Origin of the sequence: Pseudomonas sp. Q12-87 (genome assembly GCF_001269755.1) — a bacterium.
Taxonomy (GTDB): domain Bacteria; phylum Pseudomonadota; class Gammaproteobacteria; order Pseudomonadales; family Pseudomonadaceae; genus Aquipseudomonas; species Aquipseudomonas fluorescens_S.
In genome coordinates this window covers 151334-165090 of record NZ_LHVI01000010.1, presented here as the reverse complement: position 1 = coordinate 165090, position 13757 = coordinate 151334, and the positions used below count along the sequence as shown (strand labels likewise).

The 13757-nt window shown below is 59.9% G+C and carries 14 protein-coding genes; 8 read left to right on the top strand and 6 right to left on the bottom strand.

Annotation, left to right across the window (positions count from 1 at the left end):
* Positions 1-29 precede the first annotated feature (29 nt).
* Together pyrC and rnt are read left to right on the top strand one after the other, a co-directional pair.
* Positions 30-1076, top strand: a complete 1047-nt coding sequence (pyrC, locus tag AD663_RS05570) for a dihydroorotase (protein ID WP_003178709.1) — start codon at positions 30-32, stop codon at positions 1074-1076.
* A complete protein-coding gene (gene rnt, locus AD663_RS05565) occupies positions 1073-1750 on the top strand; it encodes a ribonuclease T (protein WP_003178708.1) in 678 nt (225 codons plus the stop codon). The genes pyrC and rnt overlap by 4 nt, the downstream gene beginning before the upstream one ends.
* Positions 1751-1937: 187 nt before the next feature.
* Here rnt and AD663_RS05560 read toward each other — a convergent pair whose 3' ends face one another.
* A complete protein-coding gene (locus tag AD663_RS05560) occupies positions 1938-2540 on the bottom strand; it encodes a peroxiredoxin (RefSeq protein WP_003178707.1) in 603 nt (200 codons plus the stop codon).
* A 315-nt stretch (positions 2541-2855) separates the two neighbouring features.
* Between AD663_RS05560 and AD663_RS05555 the strand changes: the two genes are divergently transcribed.
* Both AD663_RS05555 and bfr read left to right on the top strand, forming a co-directional pair.
* Positions 2856-3074 carry a bacterioferritin-associated ferredoxin gene (locus tag AD663_RS05555; RefSeq protein WP_003178704.1) on the top strand — a complete coding sequence of 73 codons (219 nt, stop codon included), beginning with the start codon at positions 2856-2858 and terminating at the stop codon, positions 3072-3074.
* A gap of 200 nt (positions 3075-3274) precedes the next feature.
* Positions 3275-3748, top strand: a complete 474-nt coding sequence (gene bfr / locus AD663_RS05550) for a bacterioferritin (RefSeq protein ID WP_003178701.1) — start codon at positions 3275-3277, stop codon at positions 3746-3748.
* A 221-nt stretch (positions 3749-3969) separates the two neighbouring features.
* Here bfr and grxD read toward each other — a convergent pair whose 3' ends face one another.
* From grxD to AD663_RS05535, 3 genes are all read right to left on the bottom strand, one after another.
* Entirely contained in the window at positions 3970-4308 is a 339-nt protein-coding gene (gene grxD / locus AD663_RS05545) for a Grx4 family monothiol glutaredoxin (RefSeq protein ID WP_053213407.1), read from the bottom strand.
* A gap of 100 nt (positions 4309-4408) precedes the next feature.
* A complete protein-coding gene (locus tag AD663_RS05540; protein ID WP_053213406.1) occupies positions 4409-6517 on the bottom strand; it encodes a molybdopterin oxidoreductase family protein in 2109 nt (702 codons plus the stop codon).
* A 136-nt stretch (positions 6518-6653) separates the two neighbouring features.
* Entirely contained in the window at positions 6654-6935 is a 282-nt protein-coding gene (locus tag AD663_RS05535; protein WP_003178697.1) for a hypothetical protein, read from the bottom strand.
* 405 nt (positions 6936-7340) lie between these two features.
* Here AD663_RS05535 and argF point away from each other — a divergent pair, with 405 nt between their 5' ends.
* Positions 7341-8261, top strand: a complete 921-nt coding sequence (argF, locus tag AD663_RS05530) for an ornithine carbamoyltransferase (protein WP_003178695.1) — start codon at positions 7341-7343, stop codon at positions 8259-8261.
* Entirely contained in the window at positions 8258-9367 is a 1110-nt protein-coding gene (locus AD663_RS05525; protein ID WP_003178693.1) for an ABC transporter ATP-binding protein, read from the top strand. Before argF ends, AD663_RS05525 begins: the two co-directional genes overlap by 4 nt.
* 192 nt (positions 9368-9559) lie before the next feature.
* Here the strand turns inward: AD663_RS05525 and AD663_RS05520 are convergent, their stop codons facing one another.
* Together AD663_RS05520 and ybaK are read right to left on the bottom strand one after the other, a co-directional pair.
* A complete protein-coding gene (locus AD663_RS05520) occupies positions 9560-10342 on the bottom strand; it encodes a PhzF family phenazine biosynthesis protein (protein WP_003178691.1) in 783 nt (260 codons plus the stop codon).
* 113 nt (positions 10343-10455) lie between these two features.
* Entirely contained in the window at positions 10456-10926 is a 471-nt protein-coding gene (gene ybaK / locus AD663_RS05515; protein WP_003178690.1) for a Cys-tRNA(Pro) deacylase, read from the bottom strand.
* 320 nt (positions 10927-11246) lie between these two features.
* Here ybaK and AD663_RS05510 point away from each other — a divergent pair, with 320 nt between their 5' ends.
* Together AD663_RS05510 and glpK are read left to right on the top strand one after the other, a co-directional pair.
* Positions 11247-12098 carry an MIP/aquaporin family protein gene (locus AD663_RS05510; RefSeq protein ID WP_003178688.1) on the top strand — a complete coding sequence of 284 codons (852 nt, stop codon included), beginning with the start codon at positions 11247-11249 and terminating at the stop codon, positions 12096-12098.
* Positions 12099-12174: 76 nt separating this feature from the next.
* Entirely contained in the window at positions 12175-13680 is a 1506-nt protein-coding gene (gene glpK, locus AD663_RS05505) for a glycerol kinase GlpK (protein WP_003178687.1), read from the top strand.
* The last annotated feature ends 77 nt before the right edge of the window (positions 13681-13757 follow it).

Sequence of the window (13757 nt, the reverse complement as noted above, 5' to 3'; positions counted from 1 at the left end):
CAGAGTTTGACCCGCCTGGAAGCCCCCCAATGTCCAACCGCCTGACCCTGCTGCGTCCCGACGACTGGCATATTCATCTTCGCGATGGTGCTGTGTTGACCCATACCGTCGCCGATGTCGCGCGTACCTTCGGGCGCGCAATCATCATGCCTAACCTGGTTCCGCCAGTGCGCAACGCCGCCGAGGCCGATGGCTATCGGCAGCGCATCCTTGCCGCGCGCCCGGCCGGCAGCCGCTTCGAGCCGCTGATGGTGCTTTACCTCACCGACCGCACCCAGCCCGAAGAGATCCGCGACGCCAAGGCCAGCGGCTTTGTCCACGCCGCCAAGCTGTACCCTGCCGGCGCGACCACCAACTCCGATTCCGGCGTCACCAGCATCGACAAGATCTTCCCGGCGCTGGAGGCCATGGCCGAAGTGGGAATGCCCTTGCTGATCCACGGTGAAGTGACGCGCGGCGACGTCGACGTATTCGACCGCGAGAAAATCTTCATCGACGAGCACATGCGCCGCGTCGTGGAGCGTTTCCCGACACTCAAGGTGGTTTTCGAACACATCACCACCGGTGACGCCGTGCAGTTCGTCAACGAGGCCTCGGCCAACGTCGGCGCGACCATTACCGCGCATCACCTGCTGTACAACCGCAACCACATGCTGGTCGGCGGAATCCGGCCGCACTTCTACTGCCTGCCGATTCTCAAGCGCAACACCCATCAGGAAGCCCTGCTGGACGCCGCCACCAGCGGCAGCGCCAAGTTCTTCCTCGGTACGGACTCGGCGCCCCACGCCCAGCATGCCAAGGAAGCCGCTTGCGGCTGCGCCGGCTGCTACACCGCCTATGCCGCCATCGAGCTGTATGCCGAGGCGTTCGAACAGCGCAACGCGCTGGACAAGCTCGAAGGCTTCGCCAGCCTGCATGGCCCGCGTTTCTATGGCCTGCCGGTGAACACCGATCGTATTACCCTGGTCCGCGACGAGTGGACCGCCCCCGCCAGCCTGCCGTTCGGCGAGCTGGCTGTCATCCCGCTGCGCGCCGGTGAAAAACTGCGCTGGCGCCTGCTGGAGGAAAACGCGTGAGTGAAGATCATTTCGACGAAGAACTGGACGGCAACGGTGGTTCGGGCGGCGCCCGTCACCCCATGGCGGCCCGGTTCCGCGGCTATCTGCCCGTTGTCGTCGACGTAGAAACCGGCGGCTTCAACTCCGCCACCGACGCCTTGCTGGAAATTGCCGCGACCACCATCGGCATGGACGAAAAAGGCTTCGTGTTCCCTGACCACACCTATTTCTTCCGCGTCGAACCGTTCGAAGGCGCCAACGTTGAAGCCGCCGCGCTGGAGTTCACCGGGATCAAGCTCGATCACCCGCTGCGCATGGCGGTGAGCGAAGAGACGGCCCTGACCGACATCTTCCGGGGCGTGCGCAAGGCGCTGAAGGCCAACGGCTGCAAGCGGGCAATCCTGGTCGGCCATAACAGCAGCTTTGACCTGGGCTTCCTCAACGCCGCTGTCGCGCGCCTGGACATGAAGCGCAACCCATTCCACCCGTTCTCCAGCTTCGACACCGCGACCCTGGCCGGTCTGGCGTATGGCCAGACGGTATTGGCCAAGGCCTGCCAGGCAGCGGACATCGATTTTGATGGCCGTGAAGCTCACTCGGCCCGCTACGACACCGAAAAGACCGCCGAGCTGTTCTGCGGCATCGTCAATCGGTGGAAGCAGATGGGTGGGTGGCAGGATTTCGACGACTGACCTAAAGCCTGGCTCTTTGTGGCGAGGGAGCTTGCTCCCGCTTGAGTGCGCAGCGCTCACAATATCTTGGGGGCGGCTGCGCACCCAGCGGGAGCAAGCCCCCTCGCCACGGGGGGCTGTGTTTTCATTTTGAAGTCCCATAAAAAAACCGGCCCATCGAGGGCCGGTTTTTTTATGCCTTGTGCGCTTACAGCTTGTCGCCGTGCTCGCCCAGGTAAGCAGCAACGCCTTCAGGCGATGCGGTCATGCCCTTGTCGCCTTTTTTCCAGTTGGCAGGGCAAACTTCGCCGTGCTCTTCGTGGAATTGCAGTGCATCGACCAGGCGGATCAGCTCTTCCATGTTACGGCCCAGCGGCAGGTCGTTGATGATCTGCGAACGGACAACGCCCTTGTCGTCGATCAGGAACGCGCCACGGAAGGCCACGCCGCCTTCGGACTCAACGTCGTAGGCCTTGGCGATTTCGTGCTTCATGTCGGCAGCCATGGTGTATTTCACCTGGCCGATGCCGCCACCGTTGATTGGGGTGTTGCGCCAGGCGTTGTGAGTGAAATGCGAGTCGATCGAGACAGCGATCACTTCAACATTGCGTGCCTTGAAGTCATCCATGCGGTGATCCAGTGCGATCAGCTCGGATGGGCAGACGAAGGTGAAGTCCAGCGGGTAGAAGAACACCAGGCCGTATTTGCCTTTGATGGCCGAGGACAGGGTGAAGCTGTCGACGATTTCGCCGTTGCCGAGCACGGCTGGGACGGTGAAGTCAGGGGCTTGTTTGCCTACGAGTACGCTCATTGGATATCTCCTGGTGTAATAACGTGAAAACAAGGTCCGGGCCAGCCTGCCACCCTCAGGCGACAGCCCTGTGACACGAACCCGCTTTGCAAGGACCGACCATCATACACCGCACATTTGGACTGTCTTCAACGGTTTTTAGGCGATGGCGCAAATTCCTGATTTCGTTTCAGCGCGCCTTCACACTCGATGAGAAAACCGTTCGTCAGTCAGGCGACATTCTGGCGCAAGGGCTTCAGAAACCACTTTGACAATCATTCTCGTTAACATTAAGATCCGTCTCAATTGAGTCACAACCAGCGACGGTTCTCACTTATGTATGTATGCCTCTGCACTGGCGTCACCGACGGGCAAATCCGCGAAGCGATCTATGAAGGTTGCTGCAGCTATCGCGAAGTCCGCCAGGCCACCGGCGTAGCCAGCCAATGCGGTAAATGTGCATGCCTGGCCAAGGAAGTGGTTCGTGAAACCCTCGCCAAGGTGCAAACCGCACAGGCGTCGATCCCCTACCCGGTAGAATTTACCGCCGCGTAAACATCAGCATTTCAAGGAACCGGACTTCATGTCCGGTTTTTTTATGCTCTTAAATCAGTTAGTTAGCTTCCAGACGCGGAACACAAACATTCTTATTCCGATTAATTTTCATTTATTATTCAATAACTTAGGTTTGACACTGGTAAATGCGCGGCTCAAACTCCGCTTTATACACAGCAATTACAGGACAGGCCCTCACCATGAAAGGCGACATTACAGTCATCCAGCATCTCAATAAGATCCTTGCCAATGAGCTGGTCGCGATCAATCAATACTTCCTGCATGCGCGCATGTATGAGGATTGGGGCCTGAACAAGCTGGGCAAGCACGAGTACCACGAATCCATCGACGAGATGAAGCACGCGGACAAGCTGATCAAGCGCATCCTGTTCCTCGAAGGCCTGCCGAATGTCCAGGACCTGGGCAAGTTGCACATTGGCGAGCACACCCGGGAAATGCTCGAGTGCGACTTGCGCATCGAACGCACCGGCCACGCTGATCTCAAGGCCGCCATCGCCCACTGCGAAAGCGTTGGCGACTTCGGTAGCCGTGAACTGCTCGAAGACATTCTCGAGTCTGAAGAAGAGCACATCGACTGGCTGGAAACCCAACTGGGCCTGATCGATAAAGTAGGCCTGGAAAACTACCTGCAATCGCAGATGGGTGAAGAGTAACCTTCACCGAAAGCGAGCCATTAAAAAGCCCCGCCCTCTTCGAGAGGCGGGGCTTTTTAATGCCTGGACTCCAGACAACTGCGATCTCCTGTGGGAGCGGGCTTGCTCGCGAAGGCGGTGGGCCAGATAAAAAATGCTAACTGACACACCTTCGCGAGCAAGCCCGCTCCCACAAAGTCCGTGTTCGACCACAACACGTGAGGCGAACAGGGCCTTCTCGATCACGCTTCGGTCTTGTTCGCCGCAGCTTCAACCGCTTGCTTGATCGTAGCCTGCAGCGAGCCGTCAGCGGCCATTTCGGTCATGATGTCGCTACCGCCGACCAGCTCACCGGCTACCCACAATTGTGGGAAAGTTGGCCAATTGGCGTACTTGGGCAGGTTGGCGCGGATTTCCGGGTTCTGCAGGATGTCCACGTAGGCAAACTTCTCGCCACACGCCATCACAACCTGAGCAGCCTTGGCCGAGAAGCCGCACTGGGGCGCGTTCGGCGAGCCTTTCATGTAGAGCAGGACGGTGTTATTGGCAATCTGGTCTTTAATCGTTTCGATGATATCCATGGAGCACCTCGGCTTAAACTTTCGCGACTTAAGTTGTCGACACGGTGGCGCATTGTAACGGAAAGCCGAGCATGCTGCTCGGTCTGGCCGAGAGACAAATTCACGCAGCAGCCACCTTCACCGGTACGCCATTGAGCGCCGCGTTGCCGGACAACTCGTCGAGCTGATGATGGTCGGTCAGGTCGTTGGCACTGGAGCCCGGCTGCTCGCAGGCGATGGTCATCTGCACGCCCGGCCGGGCATGGCCCCAGCCATGGGGCAGGCTGACCACACCTTTCATCATATCCAGGCTGCCCTGCACTTCGACTTCGATCACGCCCACCCGGGAGCTGACCTTCACCCGCTGGCCGTCGACAAGGTCGCGACTGGCGAGGTCATCGGGGTGCATCAGCAACTGATGACGGGGCTTGCCTTTGACCAGCCGATGAAAGTTATGCATCCAGGAATTGTTGCTGCGCACATGGCGACGGCCAATCATCAGCAGCTCATCGGGTGTGGGCGCCTGCAATGCGGCGAAGCGTTCAAGGTCGGCGAGAATCACGGCCGGGGCAGCTTGCACGCGCTGGTTTTCGGTCTTCAGACGCGGGGCCAGGTTAGGCTTGAGTGCGCCGAGGTCGATGCCATGAGGGTGATCGAACAAGGTGGCCAGCGACAGCTTGTGCGGCGAAGCATCACCATAGGCTCCACTGCGCAGGCCCAGGTCAATCATTTGTGCCGGCGGCAGGGTCGGCTTGAGTTCCTTGCCGGTTCGGGCGGCGAAGGCCTTGGCCAGGCCGACAAAGATTTCCCAGTCATGCAATGCACCCTCGGGCTTGGGCAGGATCGCCCGATTGAATCGCGTTACGTTGCGCACCGCGAACACATTGAACGTGGTGTCGTAATGATCGTTCTCCAACGCCGAGGTCGATGGCAGGATCAGGTCGGCGTAACGCGTGGTTTCGTTGATGTACAAATCGACGCTGACCATGAATTCCAGCCCATCGAGGGCCTGCTCCAGTTGTCGCCCGTTGGGTGTGGACAGCACCGGGTTGCCGGCCACGGTCACCAGTGCACGGATCTGGCCCTCGCCCTCGGTAAGCATCTCTTCGGCCAGGGCCGAAACCGGCAACTCGCCGGCATACTCGGGACGCCCGGATACCCGGCTCTGCCAGCGGTTGAAATGGCCTCCCGAGGTCGTCGCCACCAGATCCACCGCCGGCTCGGTGCAGAGCGCCCCGCCCACCCGGTCGACATTGCCGGTGACCAGATTGATCACTTGGATCAGCCATTGGCACAGCGTGCCGAACGCTTGGGTCGACACCCCCATTCGCCCGTAACACACCGCTGACGGCGCCGCGGCGAAATCCCGGGCCAATTGACGGATCTGCTCGGCCGGCACCGCACAGAGTGGGCTCATCGCTTGCGCCGTGAAGGGTGCGATGGCTTCACGCACCTCTTCCAGGCCGTCCACCGGCAAGTGGCTGTCACGGGTCAGATTTTCGCTGAACAAGGTATTGAGCAAGCCAAACAGCAATGCGGCATCGCCACCGGGGCGGACGAAAATATGCTGGTTGGCAATGGCTGCCGTTTCGCTGCGACGCGGATCGATCACCACCACCTTACCGCCACGGGCCTGGATCGCCTTGAGGCGTTTTTCCACGTCGGGCACAGTCATGATGCTGCCATTGGACGCCAGCGGGTTGCCGCCCAGGATCAGCATGAAATCGGTGTGGTCGATATCCGGGATCGGTATCAGCAGGCCATGGCCGTACATCAGGTGGCTGGTCAGGTGATGGGGCAACTGATCCACGGAAGTTGCCGAGAAGCGGCTGCGGGTTTTCAACAGGCCCAGGAAATAGTTGCTGTGGGTCATCAACCCATAGTTATGCACGCTGGGGTTGCCTTGATAAACCGCCACTGCATTCTGGCCATGACGTGCCTGGATGTCCGCCAGACGCTCGGCCACCAATGCGAAGGCGTCATCCCAGGCAATGGGGTGCCATTCGTTGCCAATTCGCTGCATGGGCTGGCGCAGACGGTCCGGATCGTTCTGGATATCCTGCAGGGCCACGGCCTTGGGGCAGATGTGACCGCGACTGAAGCTGTCCAGCGCATCGCCCTTGATCGACGTGATCGCCACGCCCTGGCCGTCGGTCTCGGTGGTTTCGAGGGTCAAGCCGCAGATGGCTTCGCACAGGTGGCACGCACGGTGGTGGAGAGTCTTGGTCATGGCCAGTCTCTGTTTTATTCGTGGCGGGCACTTTTGGCCGCGGGAACAAAACTATGGCGCGTGATTCGCGCCGGCGCCAGCGACGTTCGTCCTGTGAATCGCCGGGCATCAGGCGCACCCATGGCTGGCCTTACGATCAGTCGGGAGGCGGCGCCAGCAGTTGGATTTCCTCAACGGTTTCCACTTCCTCCTGGGCAATGGGCACCCCCGTCAGCTCGCCGATCAACCGCCAATGCTCATCGAGCCCGCTGCTGATCGTGGCCATGCGATCGATCATCCGGCGACCGGCCGCCTTGGTCACCTCGTCGTCGCTGCGCAACAACTCGAATGACATCGACGTGACCGATGCGGTCAGGTGCGTCAACGAGCGTGCCGTCAGCCCCAGCAATTCCATCAGTTGTTGCTCTTTCGAATCCATTTCGGGCCTCCTGTGTCGCTCGGGACTCATTTATAACCCAGCCCTTTGCATTAGGAAATGTTTCACAGCCTCCGGCCAGCGGTCCAAATCCGCTAATCACGGGCGGCAAATCGCCTGCCGACGCGGGGATGAATGCCGTGCTCAATTGCCAAGCCAAGCAACGCCAGTGTACAAATGGGTCGCTGCTGTCAGGAAACCGGCCTCAAAAACGTCATCACAGCCTCGTAATGACCTCGCTGAAATCCCCAAATACCGTAGCCCTATTGGTAAGACGCGACATTTCCTTATAAGATCGCGCCTTCCCCTATTTCGTCGCCCCGTGCGGCTTTTGCCGCAGGTCTCGCCCGTTTTTTCATTAGACAAGGCTTTGAGCATCTGCGGTCAGTTACAAAAAGGTAGTCAATCATGAGCGCAAGGCACTTTCTCTCCCTGATGGATTTCACGCCCGAAGAGTTGCTGGGCGTGATCCGTCGAGGCGTGGAGCTCAAGGACCTGCGTAAGCGCGGCGTACTGTTCGAGCCCTTGAAAAACCGTGTGTTGGGGATGATTTTCGAAAAATCATCGACCCGCACACGCATCTCTTTCGAAGCCGGCATGATCCAGTTGGGTGGCCAGGCTATCTTCCTGTCGCCCCGTGACACCCAACTGGGCCGTGGCGAACCTATCAGCGATTGCGCCATCGTCATGTCGAGCATGCTCGACGCCATGATGATCCGTACCTTTGCCCACAGCACCCTGACCGAATTCGCGGCCCATTCCCGCGTGCCGGTGATCAATGGCCTGTCCGATGATCTGCACCCCTGCCAGTTGCTGGCCGACATGCAGACTTTCCTCGAACACCGTGGCTCGATCCAGGGCAAGACCGTGGCCTGGGTCGGCGACGGCAACAACATGTGCAACAGCTATATAGAAGCGGCGATCCAATTCGATTTCCAGCTGCGCATCGCCTGCCCTGAAGGGTACGACCCCAACGCCGCGCTGCTCGCCAAAGCCGGGGACCGGGTGTCTATCGTCCGTGATCCGAAGCTGGCCGTGGCCGGTGCGCACCTGGTCAGTACCGACGTCTGGACCTCCATGGGTCAGGAAGAAGAATCCGCCAAGCGCCTCAAGCTTTTCGCGCCGCTCCAGGTCAACCGGGCGCTGCTCGACCTGGCGGATCCTGACGTACTGTTCATGCATTGCCTGCCGGCTCACCGTGGCGAAGAGATCAGCGTCGACCTGCTCGACGATCCGCGCTCGGTCGCCTGGGACCAGGCCGAGAATCGTCTCCATGCGCAAAAGGCCCTGCTCGAGTTCCTGGTCGAGCCGGCGTACCACCACGCATGAGCCATTCCCTGCTACTGAACCTGCACAACCTGGCGTGCGGCTACCAGGACCAACGGGTTGTCCAGCACCTCAACCTGCACCTCAATGCCGGTGACATTGGTTGCCTGCTCGGTTCGTCCGGGTGCGGCAAGACCACGACCCTACGGGCCATCGCCGGCTTCGAGCCGGTGCACGAAGGCGAAATCCAGCTGGCCGGGGAAACCATTTCCCGCCCAGGCTTTACCCTCGCCCCGGAAAAACGCCGTATCGGCATGGTGTTCCAGGACTATGCACTGTTTCCCCACCTGAGCGTGGCGCAGAACATTGCCTTTGGCATTGGCAAGCATCCGGACAAGCATCGCGTCGTCGAAGAGCTGCTGGAACTGGTCAACCTGAAGAACCTGGGCAAGCGTTATCCCCATGAGCTGTCCGGCGGCCAGCAGCAGCGCGTGGCCCTGGCCCGTGCGCTGGCACCGGAGCCGCAGTTGCTGTTGCTCGATGAACCCTTTTCCAACCTCGATGGCGAGCTGCGACGCAAGCTCAGCCATGAAGTGCGGGACATCCTCAAGGCCCGCGGCACCAGCGCGATCCTGGTCACCCACGACCAGGAAGAAGCCTTCGCCGTGAGCGACCATGTCGGCGTGTTCAAGGAAGGTCGACTGGAACAATGGGACACGCCCTACAACCTCTACCATGAACCCCTGACGCCTTTCGTCGCCAGTTTCATCGGCCAGGGTTATTTCATTCGCGGCCGCCTCGAAAGCCCGGAATCGGTGCAGACCGAGCTGGGCATCCTGCAGGGCAACCGCGCCTACACCTGGCCCATTGGTGCTGCGGTGGACGTGCTGCTGCGCCCGGACGACATCGTCTACGCACCGGACAGCCCGCTCACAGCCCATATCGTCGGCAAGACGTTCCTGGGGGCTTCCACCCTGTATCGCCTGCAATTGCCAACCGGCGCGCAACTGGAATCGATTTTCCCCAGCCATGCCGATCATCAGATCGGGGCCAGCGTCGGCATCCGCGTGGCGGCTGAGCATTTGGTGTTGTTCCAGGCTTCGGGCAGCACGGCGGCGCAGATACCGCTGGTGGAAAGCGGCGTGCGGCGATATAGCGCGGCCAGTTAACCCCAACAATAGGGGAGCCGCTTCTGTGGCGAGGGAGCTTGCTCCCGCTGGGCCGCGAAGCGGACCTCAAAACAGTCACCTCAGTCTGCGAACCTGATGAACCACCAGGTTGGTAGGTTTTGGGGCTGCTTCGCAGCCCAGCGGGAGCAAGCTCCCTCGCCACCCAGGTCAAAAAGCTCAAAGAAAGCGATCTCAGCCCAGCGTCAACGTCCCACTGGCCACCAACGTCGCGTCTCCGCCAATCTTCACCCGATCGCCCTCCAGCCGGCAAAACAGCGCCCCGCCGCGAGCTGAACGCTGATAAGCCGTCAGCCCGTGTTTACCCAAGCGCTTGGACCAGTATGGAATCAAGCTGCAATGGGTCGAGCCGGTCACCGGGTCTTCGTTGATGCCTATCGCCGGGGCAAAGTAGCGCGAGACGAAATCATGCTTGCTTCCAGGGGCCGTCACGATAGCCCCCGGCCATGGCAGTTTCGCCAGGGCCGCCATGTCCGGCTTGCAATCGAGTACCGCCTGCTCCGATTCCAGTACGACGAACAACTCATTGGAGCTCAACACATCCACCGCCTCGACACCCAACGCGCTCTGGACTGCCAGCGAAGCGCCCAGCTCGACCGGCACGATGGCCGGAAAATCGAGCCATAGCCGATCGCCTTCGCGGGTGACGCTCAACGGACCGGATCTGCAGATGAAATCCAGCCGCTCGGCGGTTTCGTGATAAATCTCGAACAGCACATGAGCGCTGGCCAACGTGGCGTGCCCGCACAGCGGCACTTCCGTGGTGGGTGTGAACCAGCGGATGTGCCAATACTGACCTTCGCGTACGAGAAATGCCGTTTCCGCCAGGTTATGTTCGGCGGCGATCTTCTGCATCAAATCATCGGCCAGCCAGGCGTCGAGACGATAGACCATCGCCGGGTTACCGCCAAACGGCCGGTCGCTGAACGCATCGATCTGATGAAACGCAAGCTGCATGGCACTTCTCCTTATTATTGATGTGCGAGCATGAGTTGCTTGGACACCGGTTTTCCAGTGACAGATCCGTTGAATTTTCGCCCTACAGCCCCGGATGAAGAATCGTATACCTCTCAAGCACGCCCGATATCGGCGAACGTCGCCCCGGTATGCTCCGCCAGGACTGCCGGCGCCAGTTCGACCTCCAGCCCGCGCCGTCCGGCACTGACATAAATGCTGGAATGTGATCGTGCGGATGCGTCGATAAAAGTGCGCAGCCGCTTCTTCTGCCCCAGCGGGCTGATGCCGCCGAGTAGATAGCCGGTCGAGCGCTGCGCCGCGGCCGGGTCGGCCATCTCGACCTTTTTTACCCCAGCCGCATGAGCCAGTCCTTTCAAATCCAGGCTTCCGGCCACCGGTACCACCGCTACCAGCAGTTCGCCTTTTTCGCTGGCCGCCAGCAACGTCTTGAACACTTGCGCCGGCTCCAACCCCAGCTTCTCAGCCGCCTCCAAACCGTAGGACGCAGCCTTGGGGTCGTGTTCGTAGCTGTGGATGCGATGTTCGGCACGCACTTTCTTAAGCAGATCCAACGCGGGTGTCATGACGGCCCCTCGATACGCTAATCAAAAAACATGGAGCGGATTCTAAGCGATCAACCGCAAAAAGGCTGCGACCCCATCGCCGCACCGTTATATGTCGCCGCTCGAAGAGACATTCACGAGACGAATAGTTGAAATGTGACCGATGGTTCACTTTCGACCTTTGACACCAGCGTTTCTTGTCTATATTTTTTCGAAACTGAAAGCCAGAACACAGGTCTCAAGCAACAACCCGAGAACAGGATGGGGATCCTGCCTCGGGGGACATCGCGCTATCGAGCTTTTTCGGATGCGCAGCAAAACAACAAAAAACCGAGGTTTGAATGACAACTGCTTTACAACAGCCATCCCTTTCCAGCCAATGCCTGGCCGAATTCCTGGGCACTGCCCTGCTGATTTTTTTTGGTACCGGTTGCGTTGCAGCGCTCAAGGTCGCGGGTGCAAGTTTCGGCTTGTGGGAAATCAGCATTATCTGGGGCGTCGGCGTCAGCATGGCCATTTACCTCAGCGCGGGCATTTCCGGCGCGCACCTGAACCCAGCCGTCAGTATCGCCCTGAGCCTCTTCACTGACTTCGAAAAGCGCAAACTTCCGTTCTATATCGTTTGCCAGATCGCCGGTGCTTTCTGTGGAGCCCTGCTGGTCTATACGCTATACAGCAATCTATTTTTCGATTTCGAACAGTCGCGGCACATGATTCGCGGCACAGAAGCCAGCCTCGAATTGGCCTCGGTGTTCTCGACCTACCCGCACCCGGCGCTGTCCACAGGCCAGGCCTTCCTGGTGGAGACGATCATCACTGCCATCCTGATGGGCGTGATCATGTCCCTGACCGATGACAGCAATGGCCTGCCTCGCGGCGCATTGGCGCCGCTGCTGATCGGCCTGCTCATTGCAGTGATCGGCAGCTCGATGGGGCCACTTACCGGCTTCGCGATGAACCCGGCGCGAGACTTCGGCCCTAAACTGATGACTTTCTTTGCAGGCTGGGGTGAAATTTCCCTCACGGGCGGGCGCGATGTCCCGTACTTCCTGGTTCCGATTTTTGCACCGATTCTTGGTGCGTGCCTTGGCGCTGCGGCTTATCGCGGGTTGATTGCCCGTCATCTGCCCAGCGCCATAACTGCTACAAAGGATGCAACACCTTCCATTGACGGGAAGCCCAGAACGTCCTGAAACAGTCGGCGCAGGCTTGTGCCATTCAAGCGTGCGCCGTGGCCTCTCCCCTTATTTTCGTCCCAAGGCAATCGACATGACCGATATTGAGAACAAGAACTACATCATTGCCCTCGACCAGGGTACGACCAGCTCGCGCGCGATCATTTTCGACCGTGACGCCAACGTGGTCTGCACCGCCCAACGCGAATTCGTCCAGCATTACCCGCAGCCCGGTTGGGTCGAACACGATCCAATGGAAATCTTCGCCACCCAAAGCGCGGTCATGGTCGAAGCCCTGGCCCAGGCCGGCCTGCATCATGACCAGGTCGCCGCCATCGGCATCACCAACCAGCGGGAAACCACTGTGGTGTGGGACAAGACCACCGGCCGCCCGATCTACAACGCTATCGTCTGGCAATGCCGCCGCAGCACCGAGATCTGCCAGCAGCTCAAGCGCGACGGTCACGAGCAGTACATCAGCGAAACCACCGGCCTGGTCACCGATCCGTACTTCTCCGGGACCAAGCTCAAGTGGATCCTGGACAACGTCGAAGGCAGCCGCGAGCGCGCGCGCAACGGTGAGTTGCTGTTCGGCACCGTCGACAGCTGGCTGATCTGGAAATTTACCGGTGGCAAGGTCCATGTCACTGATTACACCAATGCCTCGCGCACCATGCTGTTCAATATTCACTCGCTGGAGTGGGATGCGAAGATGCTCGACATCCTCGACATCCCTCGCGAAATGCTTCCGGAAGTGAAGTCTTCTTCGGAAATCTACGGCCGGACCAAAAGCGGTATCGCCATCGGCGGCATCGCCGGCGACCAACAGGCCGCCCTCTTCGGCCAAATGTGCGTGGAGCCGGGCCAGGCGAAAAACACCTACGGCACCGGCTGCTTCCTGCTGATGAACACCGGTAGCAAGGCCGTGAAATCCAACCATGGCATGCTCACCACCATCGCCTGTGGCCCGCGCGGCGAAGTGGCCTATGCCCTGGAAGGCGCGGTATTCAATGGTGGCTCTACCGTCCAATGGCTGCGCGACGAGCTGAAAATCATCAATGACGCGCTGGACACCGAATACTTCGCCAATAAGGTCAAGGACAGCAACGGCGTGTACCTCGTACCGGCCTTCACCGGTCTTGGCGCGCCGTACTGGGACCCCTATGCCCGCGGCGCGCTGTTCGGCCTGACTCGTGGCGTGCGGGTCGATCACATCATTCGCGCAGCGCTGGAATCGATTGCCTACCAGACCCGCGACGTACTTGACGCCATGCAGCAGGATTCGGGCGAACGCCTCAAGGCCCTGCGCGTCGACGGCGGTGCGGTGGCGAACAACTTCCTGATGCAGTTCCAGGCGGATATTTTGGGCACCCAGGTCGAACGCCCGAAAATGCGCGAGACCACTGCCCTGGGCGCCGCCTACCTGGCCGGCCTGGCGTGCGGCTTCTGGGGCAGCCTGGAAGAATTGCGCGGCAAAGCGGTGATCGAGCGCGAATTCGAACCGCAACTGGACGAGCAAGCGAAGGAAAAACTCTATGCCGGCTGGCAGAAAGCAGTCAGCCGCACCCGTGACTGGGAGCCTCACGAAGACGCTGAATAAGCCACGATAGGGTTCTGAAACTGGTCGGGAGTGGATTCCTGCGGCATCATGGGCAAATTTTGTACGGCAGCCCAAAG

Coding starts and splice junctions, on each gene's coding strand:
- argF (WP_003178695.1), top strand. CDS start 7,341: ATGAGCGCAAGGCACTTTCTCTCCCTGATGGATTTCACGCCCGAAGAG.
- ybaK (WP_003178690.1), bottom strand. CDS start 10,926: ATGACACCCGCGTTGGATCTGCTTAAGAAAGTGCGTGCCGAACATCGC.
- AD663_RS05510 (WP_003178688.1), top strand. CDS start 11,247: ATGACAACTGCTTTACAACAGCCATCCCTTTCCAGCCAATGCCTGGCC.
- AD663_RS05540 (WP_053213406.1), bottom strand. CDS start 6,517: ATGACCAAGACTCTCCACCACCGTGCGTGCCACCTGTGCGAAGCCATC.
- glpK (WP_003178687.1), top strand. CDS start 12,175: ATGACCGATATTGAGAACAAGAACTACATCATTGCCCTCGACCAGGGT.
- AD663_RS05555 (WP_003178704.1), top strand. CDS start 2,856: ATGTATGTATGCCTCTGCACTGGCGTCACCGACGGGCAAATCCGCGAA.
- AD663_RS05535 (WP_003178697.1), bottom strand. CDS start 6,935: ATGGATTCGAAAGAGCAACAACTGATGGAATTGCTGGGGCTGACGGCA.
- AD663_RS05520 (WP_003178691.1), bottom strand. CDS start 10,342: ATGCAGCTTGCGTTTCATCAGATCGATGCGTTCAGCGACCGGCCGTTT.
- AD663_RS05560 (WP_003178707.1), bottom strand. CDS start 2,540: ATGAGCGTACTCGTAGGCAAACAAGCCCCTGACTTCACCGTCCCAGCC.
- AD663_RS05525 (WP_003178693.1), top strand. CDS start 8,258: ATGAGCCATTCCCTGCTACTGAACCTGCACAACCTGGCGTGCGGCTAC.
- grxD (WP_053213407.1), bottom strand. CDS start 4,308: ATGGATATCATCGAAACGATTAAAGACCAGATTGCCAATAACACCGTC.
- pyrC (WP_003178709.1), top strand. CDS start 30: ATGTCCAACCGCCTGACCCTGCTGCGTCCCGACGACTGGCATATTCAT.
- bfr (WP_003178701.1), top strand. CDS start 3,275: ATGAAAGGCGACATTACAGTCATCCAGCATCTCAATAAGATCCTTGCC.